Here is a 16797-nt window from a genome sequence, read left to right on the forward strand (position 1 = left end):
TCAACCTCCTTGTAGATTACGGAGTGCATATTTATTATTTAAAACGGTACGTAATACGGCCACGAGTTAAATCATATGGAGATAGTTCTACAGTAACTTTGTCACCTGGAAGAATACGAATGAAGTTCATACGAATTTTACCAGAAACGTGTGCAAGAACGACATGACCATTTTCCAATTCAACCTTGAACATCGCATTCGGAAGTGTTTCCGTAACGGTACCTTCAATTTCAATTACATCATCTTTCGCCATTAGGGCATTCTCCTTTCTTCAAATCAGTAGCTTGCTTGTAGGCAAACATACGCTTAGGAACATTAAGCCAAAGTGCTCTGATATGTTGGAGATTTTTGGCCTACTAAAGACCTATATTATATCAATCGTTCCAAGCAAAGCTATGTTTAAGCTTTTATAACAGTATCAGTTTTGACGAAACAACAATACGTCATACACAAGGAACGACGATCTTATCGTTCAATTATTAAACTAACTCTTTTAAAAGATTATCAATGTCGATGAAAACTTTATTAATCTCTTGTTGACCTTCAATTGTTTTTACATAACCAAGATTATTGTAGAAATCAAGTAAAGGCTGAGTTTGTTTGATATTTACTTCAAGGCGATTTGCAACTGTTTCTTCATTATCATCCGCACGTTGATAAAGTTCTCCGCCACATTTAGGGCAAACACCCTCTTCAACAGGTGGATTGAAAATTAAATGATAAGTTGCTCCACACTCTTTGCAAATACGACGACCTGTTAAACGTTCAATTAAAAGTTGTTGGTCTACATGAATGTTTAACACGAAGTCAATTTTACGATTCATTACTTTCAAAGTCTCTTCTAGTGCTTCAGCCTGCGCAACTGTTCTAGGAAAACCATCCAATAAGAAACCGTTTTGGCAATCATCTTTTGCTAATCGTTCACGTACAATACCAATTGTTACCTCATCAGGAACAAGATGACCTTGATCCATAAACGATTTTGCTTGAAGACCTAGTTCAGTGCCGTCTTTAATCGCTGCACGGAACATATCGCCAGTAGATATATGAGGAATGCCGTATTTTTCGACAATTTTCTCAGCTTGTGTGCCTTTGCCTGCACCAGGAAGCCCCATAAGAATTAAATTCATGGTTAATCCTCCTCAAAATTAGGTGAGCAATAGGGAATTTATGCATTTCCCTATGCTCGTTCTTTAATAAAGCCTTTGTAGTTTCTCTTAACAAGCTGACTTTCTAATTGTTTCATTGTTTCAAGCGCAACTCCGACTACGATTAGTAAACTTGTTCCTCCAATTTGAGCTGAAGGTGGTAAGTTCGCGAATTTACCAAATATGATTGGTAATAAAGCGATGACAGCTAAGAAAATTGCTCCTACGAAAGTTAAACGATATAAGACTTTAATGATATATTCTTGAGTGCTCTTACCTGGGCGAATACCCGGGATGTAGCCACCTTGCTTCTGAAGATTTTCAGCCATTTGCTCTGGGTTTGCCTGAACAAAAGTATAAAAATATGTGAAAGCAACGATCAAGATTAAATAAAATGCCATTCCCCATGGATTGTTATACGTAAAGTGCGTTTTAATCCATTCAGTCACATTGTTACTTGGTAAGAACGATGCAATAGTTGATGGAGTAATTAAAAATGAAACAGCGAAGATTACCGGAATAACCCCAGCGCCATTTACTTTTAATGGCAAGTGAGTAGATTGTCCTCCGACATAGCTATTATTACCATTGTTACGTTTAGCATATTGAATTGGAATTTTACGATTAGCTTGTTGAATATAAATTACAGCTACGATTACTAATAGTAAAACTAAAAACACTAAGCCAACTTTAACGATGTTTAAGAATAGCGCGTCACCAGCACCTTTAAATTGTTGCTGATAGACTTGACTCATTGTATTAGGTATAGCAGCAACTATACCACCAAAGATGATAACTGATATACCGTTCCCTACACCTTTAGCAGTAATCTGCTCACCTAACCACAATAAGAAAGATGTTCCAGCTGTTAGTACAATTGCTATATAAAGATAGGTTGACCAACCTGGATTTTCAATTAACATTCCGCCAGTAATATTGTTCATACTGATTGATAATCCAATTGCTTCTACAAATCCAAGAATAATTGTGATGTATCTAGTCAGTTGAGTCAATTTACGTCGACCAATCTCACCTTGCTTCGACCATTCAGTTAACTTCGGAACAACGTCCATTTGAAGTAACTGAATAATGATTGAAGCAGTAATGTACGGCATTATACCCATTGCAAAAATCGAGAACTGTTTAAGAGCTCCTCCACCGAATGTGTTTAGAACACCAAATATGCTTGAGCTATCTTGTGATGCTAATACATCGGCGTTGACGTTTGGAACAGGTATAAACGTTCCAATACGAAATACAATTAACATTAATAACGTAAAGAATATTTTTTTTCTAATATCTGCAATGCGCATAAAGTTGGAGATTGTCCGGAACATTTTAGATCACCTCAGCATTTCCACCAGCTGCTTCGATTGCCTCTACCGCAGAAGATGAGAACTTGTGAGCTTTAACAGTAAGTTTAACTTCTAACTTACCTTTACCTAAAATCTTAATACCAGCTAATTCTTTACGAACAATACCAGTTTCGATCAGTAACTCAGGAGTTACTTCAGTTCCGTTTTCGAAGCGATTTAACGTTTCAACATTAACGATTGCGTAATCTTTACGGTTGATGTTAGTGAAACCACGTTTTGGTAAACGACGGAATAAAGGAGTTTGACCACCTTCAAATCCAAGACGAACACCGCCACCTGAACGAGCGTTTTGTCCTTTATGACCTTTACCTGCAGTTTTACCAGTACCTGAACCAATACCACGACCGATACGTTTAGATACTTTACGAGAACCTTCTGTAGGTTTTAATTCATGAAGTTTCATTAGGGCACCTCCTTACTTATTCATGTTCAATTAAATTTCTTTTACAGATACAAGGTGAGAAACTTTGTTAATCATCCCACGCATTGCAGCGTTATCTTGTTTAACAACAGTTTGGTTTGTTTTAGTAATACCTAAAGCACGAACTGTTGCGATTTGATCTTGTTTACGACCAATTACACTGCGAGTAAGGGTAATTTCTAACTGTTTAGCCATCGTTATCCCTCCTTATTAACCTAGTAATTCTTCTACAGATTTACCACGTAGTTTTGCAACTTCATCCGCACGTTTTAAGTTACTTAAACCTTCGATAGTAGCACGTACAATGTTTACTGGTGTGTTAGAACCAAGAGATTTAGATAAAATATCATGTACCCCAGCAAGTTCTAATACCGCACGAACAGGACCTCCAGCGATAACTCCAGTACCTTCAGAAGCAGGTTTTAAGAATACTTCACCAGCTCCAAAACGACCAGTAATTACGTGAGGAATTGTAGTTCCAACGATTGGTACGTTAATTAGGTTTTTCTTAGCATCTTCAACAGCTTTACGAATAGCATCAGGTACTTCTTGAGCTTTACCAGTACCAAAACCTACATGACCGTTTTTGTCACCAACAACTACTAATGCTGCAAAGCGGAAACGACGACCACCTTTTACAACTTTAGCAACACGGTTGATCGTAACTAAGCGTTCTTCAAGCTCTAATTTATTAGGATCAATGCGACGCATGTATGTCCCTCCTTCTTTTATTAAAATTGTAAACCAGCTTCACGAGCAGCTTCAGCTAAAGCTTTTACGCGACCATGATATAAGTAACCACCGCGGTCGAATACAACTACAGAAACACCTTTTTCAGTAGCGCGTTTTGCAACTAAACTACCAACTAATGTTGCTGCTTCGATATTGCCAGTACCATTTAAAGTTAATTCTTTATCTAAAGTTGATGCACTTGCTAATGTTACACCATTAACATCATCAATGATTTGAGCATAGATATGGTTGTTTGAACGGTAAACGTTTAAACGTGGACGTTCTTGAGTACCAGATAATTTAGTACGAACACGAGCATGTCTTTTTTTACGTACTGCATTTTTATCAGCCTTAAAGATCATCTTGGTCACTCCTTTCTCTTATCTAGTTATAGATTACTTCGCAGTTTTACCTTCTTTACGACGAACCATTTCGCCTTCGTAACGGATACCTTTACCTTTGTAAGGCTCTGGTGGACGTACTTGACGGATGTAAGCAGCAAGAGCGCCTACACGTTCTTTGTCGATACCTTTAATACTGATTTTAGTATTAGAAGGTACTTCGATTTCAACACCATTTTCAGGAGTGATCTCAACTGGGTGAGAATAACCAACAGCTAGAACAAGTTTGTCACCTGTTTTAGTTGCACGGTAACCTACCCCAACTAACTCAAGGTTACGAGTATAACCATTAGTTACACCTTCAACCATGTTACCTAAGATAGCACGAGTTGTACCATGAAGAGCACGGTGCTCTTTGTTTTCAGTTGGACGTGCAACTGTTAATACGTTCTCGTTAACTTCGATTGTCATATCAGGGCTAAAAGTACGAGTTAACTCACCTTTAGGTCCTTTTACTGTAATAGTATTGTTGTTATTAGTAAGAGTAACTCCAGCAGGAATTACAAGTTCTTTTTTACCAACACGAGACATTCACTACACCTCCATTCTCTCTGTGTTATATTACCAAACGTATGCTAAGATTTCGCCACCAGTTTTTGCTTGACGAGCTTCTTTATCTGTCATTACACCTTTAGATGTTGATACAATAGCAACACCTAAACCGTTAAGTACGCGAGGTACTTCGTCAGCTTTCGCGTATACACGTAAGCCAGGCTTAGAAATTCTTTTTAATCCAGTGATAACACGTTCGTTGTTCACACCATATTTTAAGAAAATACGGATGATTCCTTGTTTATCATCTTCAATGTACTCAACGTCACGGATGAAACCTTCACGTTTTAGAATTTCAGCAACCTCTTTCTTTAGGTTAGAACCTGGGAATTCTAATTTCTCGTGACGTACCATGTTCGCATTACGAATGCGAGTAAGCATATCTGCAATAGGATCTGTCATGACCATGTTCAGATAACCTCCTTCCTAATATCTATAGAATTACCAACTAGCTTTTTTAACGCCAGGGATTTGTCCTTTATAAGCAAGTTCACGGAAACAAATACGGCAAAGTTTAAATTTACGTAATACTGAGTGTGGACGTCCGCAACGTTCGCAACGTGTATACTCTTGTACTTTAAATTTCTGAGCACGTTTTTGTTTCGCAATCATTGATTTTTTAGCCACGTTTTCGCCTCCTCTTCTTTAGCGCTGGCTTTCATTATTTTTGAAAAGGCATTCCGAATAATGTTAGCATTTCACGAGCTTCTTCATCAGTATTTGCAGTAGTTACAATAACGATGTCCATACCACGTACTTTGTTTACTTTATCATAATCGATCTCTGGGAAGATTAATTGCTCTTTAACACCTAAAGTGTAGTTTCCACGGCCATCGAATGCTTTTTTAGAGATTCCACGGAAGTCACGTACACGAGGTAATGTTACAGAAACTAATTTCTCAAAGAATTCGTACATACGCTCACCGCGTAATGTAACTTTAGCACCGATAGGCATTCCCTCACGAAGACGGAATTGTGCGATTGATTTTTTAGCTCTAGTTACAACAGGTTTTTGACCTGCGATTAAAGTTAATTCCTCAACAGCAGTATCTAATGCTTTTGAATTTGAAACAGCCTCACCAACACCCATGTTGATGACGATCTTTTCAATTTTTGGCACTTGCATAACTGATTTATAGTTAAACTTGCTCACTAGAGCAGGAGTGATTTCATTTTGATATTTCTCGACTAGGCGGTTCATTCAGTTGACCTCCTTTCATAAATTTCTATTATTTATCAAGTAATTCGCCTGATTTTTTTGCAATACGTACTTTTTTACCATCCACTAATTGGTAACCTACGCGTGTAGGTACTCCAGTTTTTGGATCTAATGCCATAACATTAGAAACATGGATTGGTGCTTCTTTCTCGATGATGCCACCTTGTGGGTTAGCTTGAGTAGGTTTTGAGTGTTTTTTAATGATGTTAACACCTTCAACTAGTACGCGGTTATTCTTTGGAAAAGCAGCAAGGATAACACCTTGTTTTCCTTTGTCTTTACCAGAGATAACTTGAACTTTATCACCTTTTTTTACATGCATCTTCTTCGTGCACCTCCTTAATAAGGCTTTCTGAAGTATTTATTAAAGTACATTAATTAAAGTACTTCTGGAGCTAATGATACGATTTTCATGAAGTTGCTATCACGTAATTCACGTGCAACTGGTCCGAAAATACGAGTACCACGTGGGCTCTTATCATCTTTAATGATAACAGCTGCGTTTTCATCAAATTTGATGTAAGTACCGTCTGGACGACGAACACCGCGTTTCGTACGAACGATAACAGCTTTAACTACATCACCTTTTTTAACAACGCCACCTGGTGTTGCTTGTTTTACTGAACATACGATGATATCACCGATGTTAGCAGTTTTACGGCCTGAACCACCTAATACTTTAATAGTAAGTAATTCACGTGCACCTGAATTGTCAGCAACTTTTAAACGAGTTTCTTGTTGGATCATGTCAAATTGACCTCCTTTCGGATTAAGAATGATATCCGATCATCTATTAGATAATAACAGCTTCTTCTACGATTTCAACTAAACGGAAACGTTTTGTAGCTGATAATGGACGAGTCTCCATGATTTTTACGATATCGCCAACTTTTGCAGTGTTTAGCTCATCGTGCGCTTTATATTTCTTAGAATATTTAACGCGTTTTCCGTATAGTTTATGTGTTTTATAAGTTTCAACTACAACAGTAATTGTCTTATCCATTTTATCAGAAACTACACGTCCTGTGTAAACTTTACGTTGGTTACGTTCGCTCACTGGGCAAACCTCCCCTCATTATTAATTATTAGAGTTAACTTCTCTTTCACGAACTACAGTTTTCATACGAGCAATTGCTTTACGAACCTCGCGGATACGAGCAGTGTTCTCTAATTGTCCTGTAGCTAATTGGAAACGAAGATTGAATAACTCTTCTTTAAGAGATTTCACTTTTAATTCAATTTCAGCAGTGGTAAGATCGCGAATCTCATTAGTTTTCATTAGAATCACCACCATTGTCTTCACGTTTTACAAACTTACATTTAACTGGTAATTTGTGAGCTGCTAAGCGTAGTGCTTCACGAGCTACTTCTTCAGATACACCAGCGATTTCGAACATAATTTTTCCTGGTTTAACGACTGCTACCCAACCTTCAGGAGCACCTTTACCGCTACCCATACGAACCTCAAGAGGTTTAGCTGTGTAAGGTTTAGAAGGGAAGATTTTAATCCATACTTTACCGCCACGTTTCATGTAACGAGTCATTGCACGACGCGCTGCTTCAATTTGACGGTTAGTAATCCAAGAAGCTTCAGTAGATTGTAATCCGAATTCACCGAATGCGACTTCAGTACCACCTTTGGCACGTCCACGCATTTTTCCACGATGCTCTCTTCTATATTTAACACGTTTAGGCATTAACATAATTAATTTCCTCCTTCCTCAGAAGCTTTCTTTTTTGTAGGAAGAACTTCACCTTTGTAGATCCATACTTTTACGCCTAGTTTACCGTATGTTGTATCTGCTTCTGCAGTTGCATAATCGATATCCGCACGTAATGTATGAAGTGGCACTGTACCTTCACTATATGATTCTGAACGAGCAATATCTGCTCCGCCAAGACGACCAGAAACTTGTGTTTTAATACCTAATGCACCAGCACGCATAGCACGTTGAAGTACTTGCTTTTGAGCACGACGGAAAGAAACACGGTTTTCTAATTGACGAGCGATGTTTTCAGCTACTAATTTAGCATCAAGATCTGCTCTTTTAATTTCGATGATGTTGATATGAACACGTTTGCCAGTAAGGTTGTTTAAAGCTTTACGAAGAGCTTCAACTTCCGAACCACCTTTACCGATTACCATACCTGGTTTTGCAGTGTGAACAGTAATGTTTACACGGTTAGCAGCTCTTTCGATTTCTACTTTAGATACAGCAGAATCTTTTAAACGAGTGCTGATGTACTCACGAATTTTGATATCTTCATGTAAAAGATCAGCGTAATCTTTTTCAGCGTACCATTTAGATTCCCAATCTTTAATAATACCAACACGAAGTCCGACTGGATTTACCTTTTGTCCCATCGATTATCCCTCCTTCTTCTCTGATACCACGATTGTAATGTGGCTTGTGCGTTTGTTGATTGCGCTAGCACGTCCTTGTGCACGAGGGCGGAAACGTTTTAAAGTAGCACCTTCATCAACGAATACTTTTTCGATGTATAAGTTATTAACATCCATATCATAGTTATGCTCTGCGTTAGCAATAGCAGATTTTAATAATTTTTCTACAACAGGAGAAGCAGTTTTTGGTGTGTGTCGAAGGATTGCGATCGCTTCGCCAACTTGTTTACCTCGGATTAAATCGACTACTAGACGAACTTTACGAGGAGCGATACGAACTGTTCTCAGTACAGCTTTAGCTTGCATTGGAGTGCCTCCTCTCATTATCTTCTAGTTTTCTTGTCATCCGCATCGTGACCTTTATAAGTACGAGTTGGAGCAAATTCACCAAGTTTGTGACCTACCATATCTTCCGATACATATACAGGTACATGTTTACGACCATCGTATACTGCAATAGTATGTCCGATAAATTGTGGGAAAATAGTCGAACGACGTGACCAAGTTTTAACAACTTGCTTAGAGTCAGTCTCGTTTAATTTCTCAACTTTAGCTAATAAGTGATCATCAATAAATGGACCTTTTTTTAGGCTGCGTCCCATTGTGGTACCTCCCTTCGTGATTGACCTACGGTTCTAGTGAACCGTAGCACAATCGCGTTATTTTTTACGACGACGAACGATAAACTTGTCTGACGCTTTGTTTTTCTTACGAGTTTTGTAACCAAGAGTTGGTTTACCCCATGGAGACATTGGTGATTTACGTCCGATTGGAGAGCGTCCTTCACCACCACCGTGTGGGTGATCAACTGGGTTCATTACAGATCCACGTACAGTTGGGCGTTTACCCATCCAACGAGAACGACCTGCTTTACCGATGTTAATAAGTTCGTGATGTTCGTTACCAACTTGACCTACTGTCGCGCGGCAAGTTGCTAAAATCATACGTACTTCACCAGAGTTTAAACGAACTAGTACATAACGGTCTTCTTTACCTAATACTTGTGCAGAAGTACCAGCAGAACGTACTAATTGTCCTCCACGACCTGGTTTTAACTCGATGTTGTGGATTGTAGTACCTACTGGAATGTTTACAAGTGGTAAAGCGTTACCTACTTTAATATCTGCTTCAGGACCTGAAACGATTTCCATTCCTACTACTAAGTTTTTAGGAGCTAGGATGTAACGTTTTTCTCCATCAGCGTAGTTAATTAACGCAATGTTTGCAGAACGGTTTGGATCGTACTCGATTGTAGCAACGCGTCCTGGTATACCATCTTTATCTCGTTTGAAATCGATGATACGGTATTGACGTTTGTGTCCACCACCTTGGTGACGAACAGTAATTTTACCTTGGTTATTACGGCCAGCTTTTTTGCTAAGTGGAGCTAATAATGATTTTTCTGGTTTGTCAGTAGTGATCTCAGCAAAATCATTAGTAGTCATACCACGGCGACCGTTAGTGGTTGGTTTATACTTTTTGATTCCCATCGTAATTTCCCTCCTTTTCTAGTAGTTAGTATTAAACGCCTTCGAATAATGTAATTTCTTGGCTATCAGCAGTTAATTTAACGATTGCTTTTCTACGACGGTTTGTGTAACCAGCATGTTTACCCATACGCTTAAACTTACCTTTGTAGTTCATTACGTTAACTTTTTCTACTTTAACACCGAAGATTGCTTCAACAGCATCTTTAACTTCAGTTTTATTAGCTCTTACATCTACTTCAAAAGTGTATTTTTTTTCAGCGATTGCTTCCATAGAAGCTTCAGTGATAACTGGGCGTTTGATAATATCACGAGGATCCTTCATTACGCAAGCACCTCCTCTACTTTTTCCACCGCAGCTTTAGTCATGATTAATGTATCATGATGTAAAACGTCGATTACGTTTACTTCATTTGCTGCAAGTACTGTGATTCCAGGGATATTGCGAGCAGATAAAGCTACGTTTTCATTTAGGTCAGCTGTTACGATTAAAACTTTCTTAGCAACTGATAAGCCAGATAATACAGTAACCATATCTTTTGTTTTTGGTGCGTTTAACGCTAAATCTTCAAGAACTAGCATGCTTTGTTCTAATACTTTAGTAGATAAAGCAGATTTAATCGCTAAGCGACGTACCTTTTTAGGTAATTTATATGAATATGATCTTGGAGCTGGACCGAATACGATACCACCACCACGCCATTGTGGAGAACGGATTGAACCTTGACGAGCACGGCCAGTTCCTTTTTGTCTCCATGGTTTACGACCACCACCACGTACTTCAGAACGTGTTTTAACTTTGTGAGTACCTTGACGTAAAGATGCACGTTGCATCATTACAGCATCAAATAAAGCATGTTCGTTTGGAGCGATTCCGAATACAGCTTCAGCTAATTCGATTTCTCCTACTTGAGCACCTGTTTGATTAAACATAGTAACTTTAGGCATTTTATTTCCTCCTTTCTTCTAAATTAATTATTTAGATTTAACCGCAGTACGGATTGTTACGTAAGATTTTTTAGAACCTGGTACATTACCTTTTACTAAAAGTAAGTTACGTTCAACGTCAACTTTAACGATTTGTAGGTTTTGTACAGTTACTTTTTCTCCACCCATTTGACCAGGTAAAGCTTTGTTTTTGAATACACGGTTCGGAGCAACAGGACCCATTGAACCTGGACGACGGTGGTAACGAGAACCGTGAGACATTGGTCCACGAGATTGTCCGTGGCGCTTAATGCTACCTTGGAATCCTTTACCTTTTGAAGTTCCAGTTACATCAACGATGTCACCATTTGCAAAAATATCTACTTTGACTTCTTGACCAACTTCATAAGCTGATACATCAGCGTTGCGAAGTTCACGAACGAAGCGCTTAGGTGCAGTGTTTGCTTTAGCAGAGTGCCCTTTTTCTGGTTTGTTAGCTAATTTTTCACGTTTGTCAGCGAAACCGATTTGGATAGCTTCGTAGCCATCAGTTTCAGTAGTTTTCTTTTGTAAAACCACGTTTGGAGTAGCTTCGATTACAGTTACTGGAATTAACTCGCCGTTTTCAGCAAATACTTGTGTCATACCGATCTTTTTCCCTAAGATTCCTTTAGTCATAAGTCACACCTCCTGAATTTATATATAATTTTTATTAAAGTTTGATTTCAATATCAACGCCAGATGGTAAATCTAGTCTCATTAATGAATCAACTGTTTGTGGAGTTGGATTCACGATATCGATTAAACGTTTGTGAGTGCGCATTTCGAATTGCTCACGAGAATCTTTGTATTTATGAACCGCACGAAGGATCGTGTAAACTGATTTCTCAGTTGGTAACGGAATCGGACCAGATACAGAAGCACCAGAACGTTTCGCTGTTTCAACGATTTTCTCTGCAGATTGATCTAAAATACGGTGATCATAAGCTTTTAAACGAATACGAATTTTTTCTTTTGCCATAATTTTCCCTCCTTTTTCGCCTATTTAAATAATAGACATACTCCATGGAAATTTCCTTACACTCGCCATGGCAAAGCGGCCGGGTGTATCAGCAACCTTCCATTTCTACGCAGTCAAAGACCAACATCAACTATTATACATAAAAAATAATGCTATTGCAAGCATTTGTTATAAGTTTAGATAAATAATGTTTTCGTCGTCTTCAGTACTTAGTTATTATATTATCTTCAATTATTAAAATCAAGCAAGAATCGGTTTTAATCCATATTTTAAATATTTCCAATTTACTTATAAAAAAAGCTTAGAAGAATAGATCTTCTAAGCTTTTAAGTTTAATTATTCAACGATTGTAGCAACTACGCCAGCGCCTACAGTACGTCCACCCTCACGGATAGAGAACTTAGTTCCTTCTTCAACAGCGATTGCGTTGATTAACTCAACAGTCATTTCGATGTTGTCGCCAGGCATAACCATTTCAACGCCTTCTGGTAATTGGATGATTCCAGTTACGTCAGTTGTACGGAAATAGAATTGTGGACGGTAGTTAGCGAAGAATGGAGTGTGACGTCCACCTTCTTCTTTAGATAAAACGTAAACTTCAGCTTTGAACTTAGTGTGTTGTTTAACTGAACCTGGTTTAGCTAAAACTTGACCACGTTGGATATCGTCACGAGCAACCCCACGAAGAAGTGCACCGATGTTATCTCCAGCTTCTGCTTGGTCAAGAAGTTTACGGAACATTTCAACACCTGTTACAGTAGTTGATTTTGGTTCTTCAACAAGACCGATGATTTCTACTACGTCACCAACTTTAACGATACCACGCTCAACACGACCAGTAGCAACTGTTCCACGACCAGTGATTGAGAATACATCCTCAACTGGCATTAAGAAAGGCTTGTCAGTTTCACGAGCTGGTGTTGGGATATAAGAATCAACTTCAGCCATTAATTCATGAATTTTAGCTTCCCACGCAGCATCTCCTTCAAGAGCTTTAAGCGCAGAACCTTTGATTACTGGAATGTCATCGCCAGGGAATTCGTATTCTGATAATAGATCACGGATTTCCATTTCAACTAATTCAAGTAACTCTTCATCGTCAACCATGTCACATTTGTTCATGAATACTACGATGTAAGGTACACCTACTTGACGAGATAAAAGAATGTGCTCACGAGTTTGAGGCATTGGACCATCAGCAGCAGATACTACTAAGATACCACCGTCCATTTGAGCAGCACCAGTGATCATGTTTTTAACATAGTCAGCGTGACCTGGGCAGTCAACGTGTGCATAGTGACGAGTTTCTGTTTCGTACTCAACGTGTGCAGTAGAGATTGTGATTCCACGCTCTCTTTCTTCTGGAGCTCCGTCGATTTGATCGTAAGCGCGAGCTTCAGCTCCACCTACTTTAGCTAATACAGTTGTAATAGCAGCAGTTAATGTAGTTTTACCATGGTCAACGTGTCCGATTGTACCAATGTTAACGTGTGGTTTTACACGTTCGAATTTAGCTTTACCCATTGTAAAAATCCTCCTTATAGTGAAAAAAAATTATTTTTTAGTTTATATGATTATGCTATAAAGGGCAACTTTTACCCCTTATAGCTAACATCTAACATAAATAGTTATACATGATGAGAACTAAATAATCAATTACTCACCTTTATATTTTTTGATAATTTCTTCAGAAATTGATTTTGGTACATCTTCGTAATGGTCAAATACCATTGAGAACGTTCCACGACCTTGAGTGTTAGAACGTAATGAAGTTGCATAACCAAACATTTCTGAAAGTGGTACCATAGCACGAACAACTTGAGCGTTACCGCGTGCTTCCATACCTTCAACGCGTCCACGACGAGATGTGATATCACCCATGATATCTCCTAAGTATTCCTCAGGGATAACAACTTCTACTTTCATTAATGGTTCAAGTAGAACTGGGTTACATTTCTTAACAGCGTTTTTAAGAGCTAATGAAGCAGCTACTTTAAACGCCATCTCATTCGAGTCAACATCATGGTAAGATCCATCGAATAATTTCGCTTTAATGTCGATTAGTGGGAAACCAGCTAATACACCATTTTTAAGAGAATCTTCAAGACCTGCAGCTACAGCTGGGATGTATTCACGAGGAACAACACCACCAACGATTGCGTTTTCAAATTCGAAGCCTTTTCCTTCTTCGTTTGGTGAGAATTCAATCCAAACGTGTCCGAATTGTCCACGTCCACCTGATTGACGAACGAATTTACCTTCTACTTGCGCAGAAGAACGGAAAGTTTCACGGTATGCTACTTGAGGAGCACCAACGTTAGCTTCTACTTTAAATTCACGACGCATACGGTCAACGATGATATCAAGGTGAAGCTCACCCATACCAGCGATGATTACTTGACCAGTTTCTTGGTCAGTATGTGCACGGAAAGTTGGATCTTCTTCAGTTAATTTCACTAATGCTTGACCCATTTTATCTTGGTCAGCTTTAGATTTTGGCTCAATCGCAATTGAGATAACTGGATCAGGGAATTCCATAGACTCAAGAATTACTAAATTCTTTTCATCACATAAAGTATCACCAGTTGTAGTGTCTTTAAGACCTACAGCAGCAGCGATATCTCCAGCGTATACTTTCGAAATCTCTTGACGAGAGTTAGCATGCATTTGTAGGATACGACCTACACGCTCACGCTTACCTTTTGTAGAGTTTTGAACGTATGAACCAGATTCTAACGTACCTGAGTATACTCGGAAGAACGTTAATTTACCAACATAAGGATCAGTCATGATTTTGAATGCTAATGCAGCGAAAGGCTCTTCATCACTTGATGGAACGATTTTCTCTTCATCAGTATCAGGTAATGTTCCTTTGATAGCTGGTACATCTAATGGAGATGGTAGGTAATCAATTACTGCATCAAGCATTAATTGAACACCTTTGTTTTTGAAAGCAGAACCACATACTACTGGGTAGAATTGTACTGAACATGTAGCTGTACGAATAGCAGCTTTTAATTCAGGAATTGTGATTTCTTCACCTTCAAGGTATTTCATCATTAATTCTTCATCTAACTCAGCTACCGCTTCGATTAAACGACCACGGTACTCTTCAGCTAGTTCTTGATATTCTTCTGGAATTTCGATCGTTTCAATGTCAGTTCCTAAGTCATTATTGTACTTAATAGCTTTCATTTCAACTAGGTCAACAATACCCCAGAAGTTATCTTCAGCACCCATCGCTAATTGGATTGGGTGTGCGTTTGCTTGTAAACGGTCATGTAACGTACCTACAGAGTATAAGAAATCCGCGCCGATTTTATCCATTTTGTTAACGAATACTACACGTGGAACTCCGTAAGTAGTTGCTTGGCGCCAAACTGTTTCAGTTTGAGGCTCAACACCTGATTGAGCATCAAGTACTGCTACTGCGCCATCAAGTACACGTAGAGAACGTTCAACTTCTACAGTGAAGTCTACGTGACCTGGAGTATCAATGATATTTACACGGTGGTTATTCCACTGAGCTGTTGTAGCAGCAGATGTGATAGTGATACCACGCTCTTGCTCTTGCTCCATCCAGTCCATTTGTGAAGCTCCTTCATGAGTTTCACCAATTTTGTGAATACGACCTGTGTAATAAAGGATACGCTCTGTTGTTGTTGTTTTACCAGCATCAATGTGAGCCATGATCCCGATATTACGAGTGTTATTTAAGGAGAACTCTCTAGTCATCAGGGTTCTTTCTCCCTTCCAGTATTAGTTAGGATTTTTTAGTACAAGAAAAAGTTATTCCTATACATACTTCATGTTATTAAGTTAAGCAAGCACTACAAGCAAGGAACTATTATGTCATCCTAAATTATGTAATCCGACGTTCACCTATTTAATCTAGCAAGCTAAATTAGAAATAGGTGAACGACTTAACCAACATTCATTATGTGCAGAAATAACTAAATTGCTTTTAATCTTACCAACGGTAGTGAGCAAACGCTTTGTTCGCTTCTGCCATTTTGTGTGTATCTTCACGTTTCTTAACTGCAGAACCTGAGTTGTTTGCTGCATCAAGAATTTCATTAGCTAAACGCTCTTCCATCGTTTTTTCTCCACGAAGACGAGCATAGTTAACTAACCAGCGAAGACCTAAAGTTGTACGGCGCTCAGGGCGAACCTCAACTGGTACTTGGTAGTTTGAACCACCAACACGACGAGCTCTAACTTCTAGAACTGGCATGATATTTTTAAGAGCTGCTTCGAATACTTCCATTGGTTCTTTACCAGAACGTTCTTGGATTAATTCAAATGCTCCGTATAAGATAGCTTGAGACTTTCCTCTTTTTCCGTCAATCATCATTTTGTTGATTAAACGAGAAACTAATTTTGAATTATAAAGTGGATCTGGCAATACATCTCTTTTTGCAACAGGACCTTTACGTGGCATGTTATTTCCTCCTTTCGGCTAGTTGTTATTTATTACTTCTTAGCTGCTTTTGGTCTCTTAGTTCCATATTTAGAACGACCTTGCATACGCTTGTCAACACCTGCAGTATCTAATGCACCACGAACGATATGGTAACGTACCCCCGGTAAATCTTTTACACGTCCACCACGGATAAGAACAACACTGTGCTCTTGTAAGTTGTGTCCGATACCTGGGATATAAGCAGTTACCTCGATTTGGTTAGTTAAACGTACACGAGCATATTTACGTAATGCTGAGTTCGGTTTCTTTGGAGTCATTGTACCAACACGAGTACAAACACCACGTTTTTGTGGAGCTGATAAATCAGTTGATTTTTTCTTTAATGAGTTGAAACCTTTATTTAATGCTGGTGATTTTGATTTCCATACTTTAGAAGTACGTCCATTACGCACTAACTGGTTAATAGTAGGCATGAGTTTTCCTCCCTTCAAATATTTATAAGACCACACATCCAGGTGGTTCATTATTAGTTGAAAACAAAGTTTTTGCAAGAAGGAAGAAGCCCTCCTTCTCACAAAAACAGTTTTAAACTTGTATATTCCTAAATTAGCCCCGGATCTAACCTGCTTAGATTAGCAGTGCTATTGTCTAGGAGCAACCTTGAATATCTTATCATTTTTCATCAA

28 protein-coding genes are annotated in these 16797 nt (G+C 38.6%); all 28 read right to left on the minus strand.

Annotated elements, in window-relative coordinates; genetic code table 11:
* Window positions 1-34 precede the first annotated feature (34 nt).
* Complete coding sequence (infA, locus tag V5E38_RS20405) at window positions 35-253, minus strand: translation initiation factor IF-1 (protein ID WP_056467475.1); 219 nt, start codon at window positions 251-253, stop codon at window positions 35-37.
* 226 nt (window positions 254-479) lie between these two features.
* Window positions 480-1130 (minus strand): adenylate kinase, encoded by a 651-nt coding sequence (locus V5E38_RS20410; RefSeq protein ID WP_097978197.1) that lies wholly within the window; start codon window positions 1128-1130, stop codon window positions 480-482.
* A gap of 50 nt (window positions 1131-1180) precedes the next feature.
* Window positions 1181-2485, minus strand: coding sequence for a preprotein translocase subunit SecY (secY, locus tag V5E38_RS20415; protein ID WP_499211309.1), 1305 nt, complete (start codon window positions 2483-2485; stop codon window positions 1181-1183).
* A 1-nt stretch (window position 2486) separates the two neighbouring features.
* On the minus strand, window positions 2487-2927 hold the full coding sequence (gene rplO, locus V5E38_RS20420) for a 50S ribosomal protein L15 (RefSeq protein WP_056467467.1): 441 nt from the start codon (window positions 2925-2927) through the stop codon (window positions 2487-2489).
* 30 nt (window positions 2928-2957) lie between these two features.
* Window positions 2958-3140 (minus strand): 50S ribosomal protein L30, encoded by a 183-nt coding sequence (gene rpmD / locus V5E38_RS20425; RefSeq protein WP_056467464.1) that lies wholly within the window; start codon window positions 3138-3140, stop codon window positions 2958-2960.
* Window positions 3141-3155: 15 nt separating this feature from the next.
* Window positions 3156-3656 carry a 30S ribosomal protein S5 gene (gene rpsE, locus V5E38_RS20430; RefSeq protein WP_056467462.1) on the minus strand — a complete coding sequence of 167 codons (501 nt, stop codon included), beginning with the start codon at window positions 3654-3656 and terminating at the stop codon, window positions 3156-3158.
* A 20-nt stretch (window positions 3657-3676) separates the two neighbouring features.
* Window positions 3677-4039, minus strand: coding sequence for a 50S ribosomal protein L18 (gene rplR / locus V5E38_RS20435; protein WP_069033615.1), 363 nt, complete (start codon window positions 4037-4039; stop codon window positions 3677-3679).
* Between the two features lie 33 nt (window positions 4040-4072).
* Window positions 4073-4609 (minus strand): 50S ribosomal protein L6, encoded by a 537-nt coding sequence (rplF, locus tag V5E38_RS20440; RefSeq protein ID WP_499211310.1) that lies wholly within the window; start codon window positions 4607-4609, stop codon window positions 4073-4075.
* Between the two features lie 30 nt (window positions 4610-4639).
* Window positions 4640-5038 (minus strand): 30S ribosomal protein S8, encoded by a 399-nt coding sequence (gene rpsH / locus V5E38_RS20445; RefSeq protein ID WP_056467453.1) that lies wholly within the window; start codon window positions 5036-5038, stop codon window positions 4640-4642.
* A 33-nt stretch (window positions 5039-5071) separates the two neighbouring features.
* Window positions 5072-5257: a type Z 30S ribosomal protein S14 gene (locus V5E38_RS20450; protein ID WP_056467450.1), complete on the minus strand. Its 186-nt coding sequence runs from the start codon at window positions 5255-5257 to the stop codon at window positions 5072-5074.
* A gap of 34 nt (window positions 5258-5291) precedes the next feature.
* Window positions 5292-5831 (minus strand): 50S ribosomal protein L5, encoded by a 540-nt coding sequence (gene rplE, locus V5E38_RS20455; RefSeq protein WP_069033613.1) that lies wholly within the window; start codon window positions 5829-5831, stop codon window positions 5292-5294.
* A 28-nt stretch (window positions 5832-5859) separates the two neighbouring features.
* Window positions 5860-6171, minus strand: coding sequence for a 50S ribosomal protein L24 (gene rplX / locus V5E38_RS20460; RefSeq protein ID WP_056467443.1), 312 nt, complete (start codon window positions 6169-6171; stop codon window positions 5860-5862).
* Window positions 6172-6227: 56 nt separating this feature from the next.
* Window positions 6228-6596, minus strand: coding sequence for a 50S ribosomal protein L14 (gene rplN, locus V5E38_RS20465; RefSeq protein WP_088014602.1), 369 nt, complete (start codon window positions 6594-6596; stop codon window positions 6228-6230).
* A gap of 46 nt (window positions 6597-6642) precedes the next feature.
* On the minus strand, window positions 6643-6906 hold the full coding sequence (gene rpsQ, locus V5E38_RS20470; RefSeq protein ID WP_056467437.1) for a 30S ribosomal protein S17: 264 nt from the start codon (window positions 6904-6906) through the stop codon (window positions 6643-6645).
* A 21-nt stretch (window positions 6907-6927) separates the two neighbouring features.
* Window positions 6928-7128, minus strand: coding sequence for a 50S ribosomal protein L29 (rpmC, locus tag V5E38_RS20475; RefSeq protein WP_097978199.1), 201 nt, complete (start codon window positions 7126-7128; stop codon window positions 6928-6930).
* Window positions 7118-7552, minus strand: a complete 435-nt coding sequence (rplP, locus tag V5E38_RS20480; protein ID WP_069033611.1) for a 50S ribosomal protein L16 — start codon at window positions 7550-7552, stop codon at window positions 7118-7120. The genes rpmC and rplP overlap by 11 nt, the downstream gene beginning before the upstream one ends.
* 2 nt (window positions 7553-7554) lie before the next feature.
* Entirely contained in the window at window positions 7555-8214 is a 660-nt protein-coding gene (gene rpsC / locus V5E38_RS20485; protein ID WP_056467428.1) for a 30S ribosomal protein S3, read from the minus strand.
* A gap of 3 nt (window positions 8215-8217) precedes the next feature.
* Entirely contained in the window at window positions 8218-8559 is a 342-nt protein-coding gene (gene rplV, locus V5E38_RS20490; RefSeq protein ID WP_056467425.1) for a 50S ribosomal protein L22, read from the minus strand.
* Between the two features lie 17 nt (window positions 8560-8576).
* On the minus strand, window positions 8577-8855 hold the full coding sequence (gene rpsS / locus V5E38_RS20495) for a 30S ribosomal protein S19 (RefSeq protein ID WP_069033610.1): 279 nt from the start codon (window positions 8853-8855) through the stop codon (window positions 8577-8579).
* Between the two features lie 57 nt (window positions 8856-8912).
* Window positions 8913-9743 (minus strand): 50S ribosomal protein L2, encoded by an 831-nt coding sequence (gene rplB, locus V5E38_RS20500; RefSeq protein WP_056467419.1) that lies wholly within the window; start codon window positions 9741-9743, stop codon window positions 8913-8915.
* Window positions 9744-9774: 31 nt separating this feature from the next.
* Window positions 9775-10065 carry a 50S ribosomal protein L23 gene (gene rplW, locus V5E38_RS20505; RefSeq protein ID WP_056467416.1) on the minus strand — a complete coding sequence of 97 codons (291 nt, stop codon included), beginning with the start codon at window positions 10063-10065 and terminating at the stop codon, window positions 9775-9777.
* On the minus strand, window positions 10065-10688 hold the full coding sequence (gene rplD / locus V5E38_RS20510) for a 50S ribosomal protein L4 (protein WP_097978200.1): 624 nt from the start codon (window positions 10686-10688) through the stop codon (window positions 10065-10067). Before rplD ends, rplW begins: the two co-directional genes overlap by 1 nt.
* A gap of 27 nt (window positions 10689-10715) precedes the next feature.
* On the minus strand, window positions 10716-11345 hold the full coding sequence (gene rplC, locus V5E38_RS20515; protein ID WP_056467410.1) for a 50S ribosomal protein L3: 630 nt from the start codon (window positions 11343-11345) through the stop codon (window positions 10716-10718).
* Window positions 11346-11379: 34 nt separating this feature from the next.
* Entirely contained in the window at window positions 11380-11688 is a 309-nt protein-coding gene (gene rpsJ / locus V5E38_RS20520) for a 30S ribosomal protein S10 (protein ID WP_056467407.1), read from the minus strand.
* 336 nt (window positions 11689-12024) lie between these two features.
* Window positions 12025-13212: an elongation factor Tu gene (gene tuf, locus V5E38_RS20525; protein ID WP_056467401.1), complete on the minus strand. Its 1188-nt coding sequence runs from the start codon at window positions 13210-13212 to the stop codon at window positions 12025-12027.
* Between the two features lie 132 nt (window positions 13213-13344).
* Window positions 13345-15423, minus strand: a complete 2079-nt coding sequence (gene fusA, locus V5E38_RS20530; protein WP_069033608.1) for an elongation factor G — start codon at window positions 15421-15423, stop codon at window positions 13345-13347.
* 235 nt (window positions 15424-15658) lie between these two features.
* Entirely contained in the window at window positions 15659-16129 is a 471-nt protein-coding gene (gene rpsG, locus V5E38_RS20535) for a 30S ribosomal protein S7 (protein WP_056467395.1), read from the minus strand.
* A 32-nt stretch (window positions 16130-16161) separates the two neighbouring features.
* A complete protein-coding gene (rpsL, locus tag V5E38_RS20540; RefSeq protein WP_056467392.1) occupies window positions 16162-16584 on the minus strand; it encodes a 30S ribosomal protein S12 in 423 nt (140 codons plus the stop codon).
* Window positions 16585-16797: the final 213 nt, after the last annotated feature.

This window comes from Rossellomorea sp. GAMAL-10_SWC, from assembly GCF_049568075.1.
Taxonomy (GTDB): Bacteria; Bacillota; Bacilli; order Bacillales; family Bacillaceae_G; genus Gottfriedia.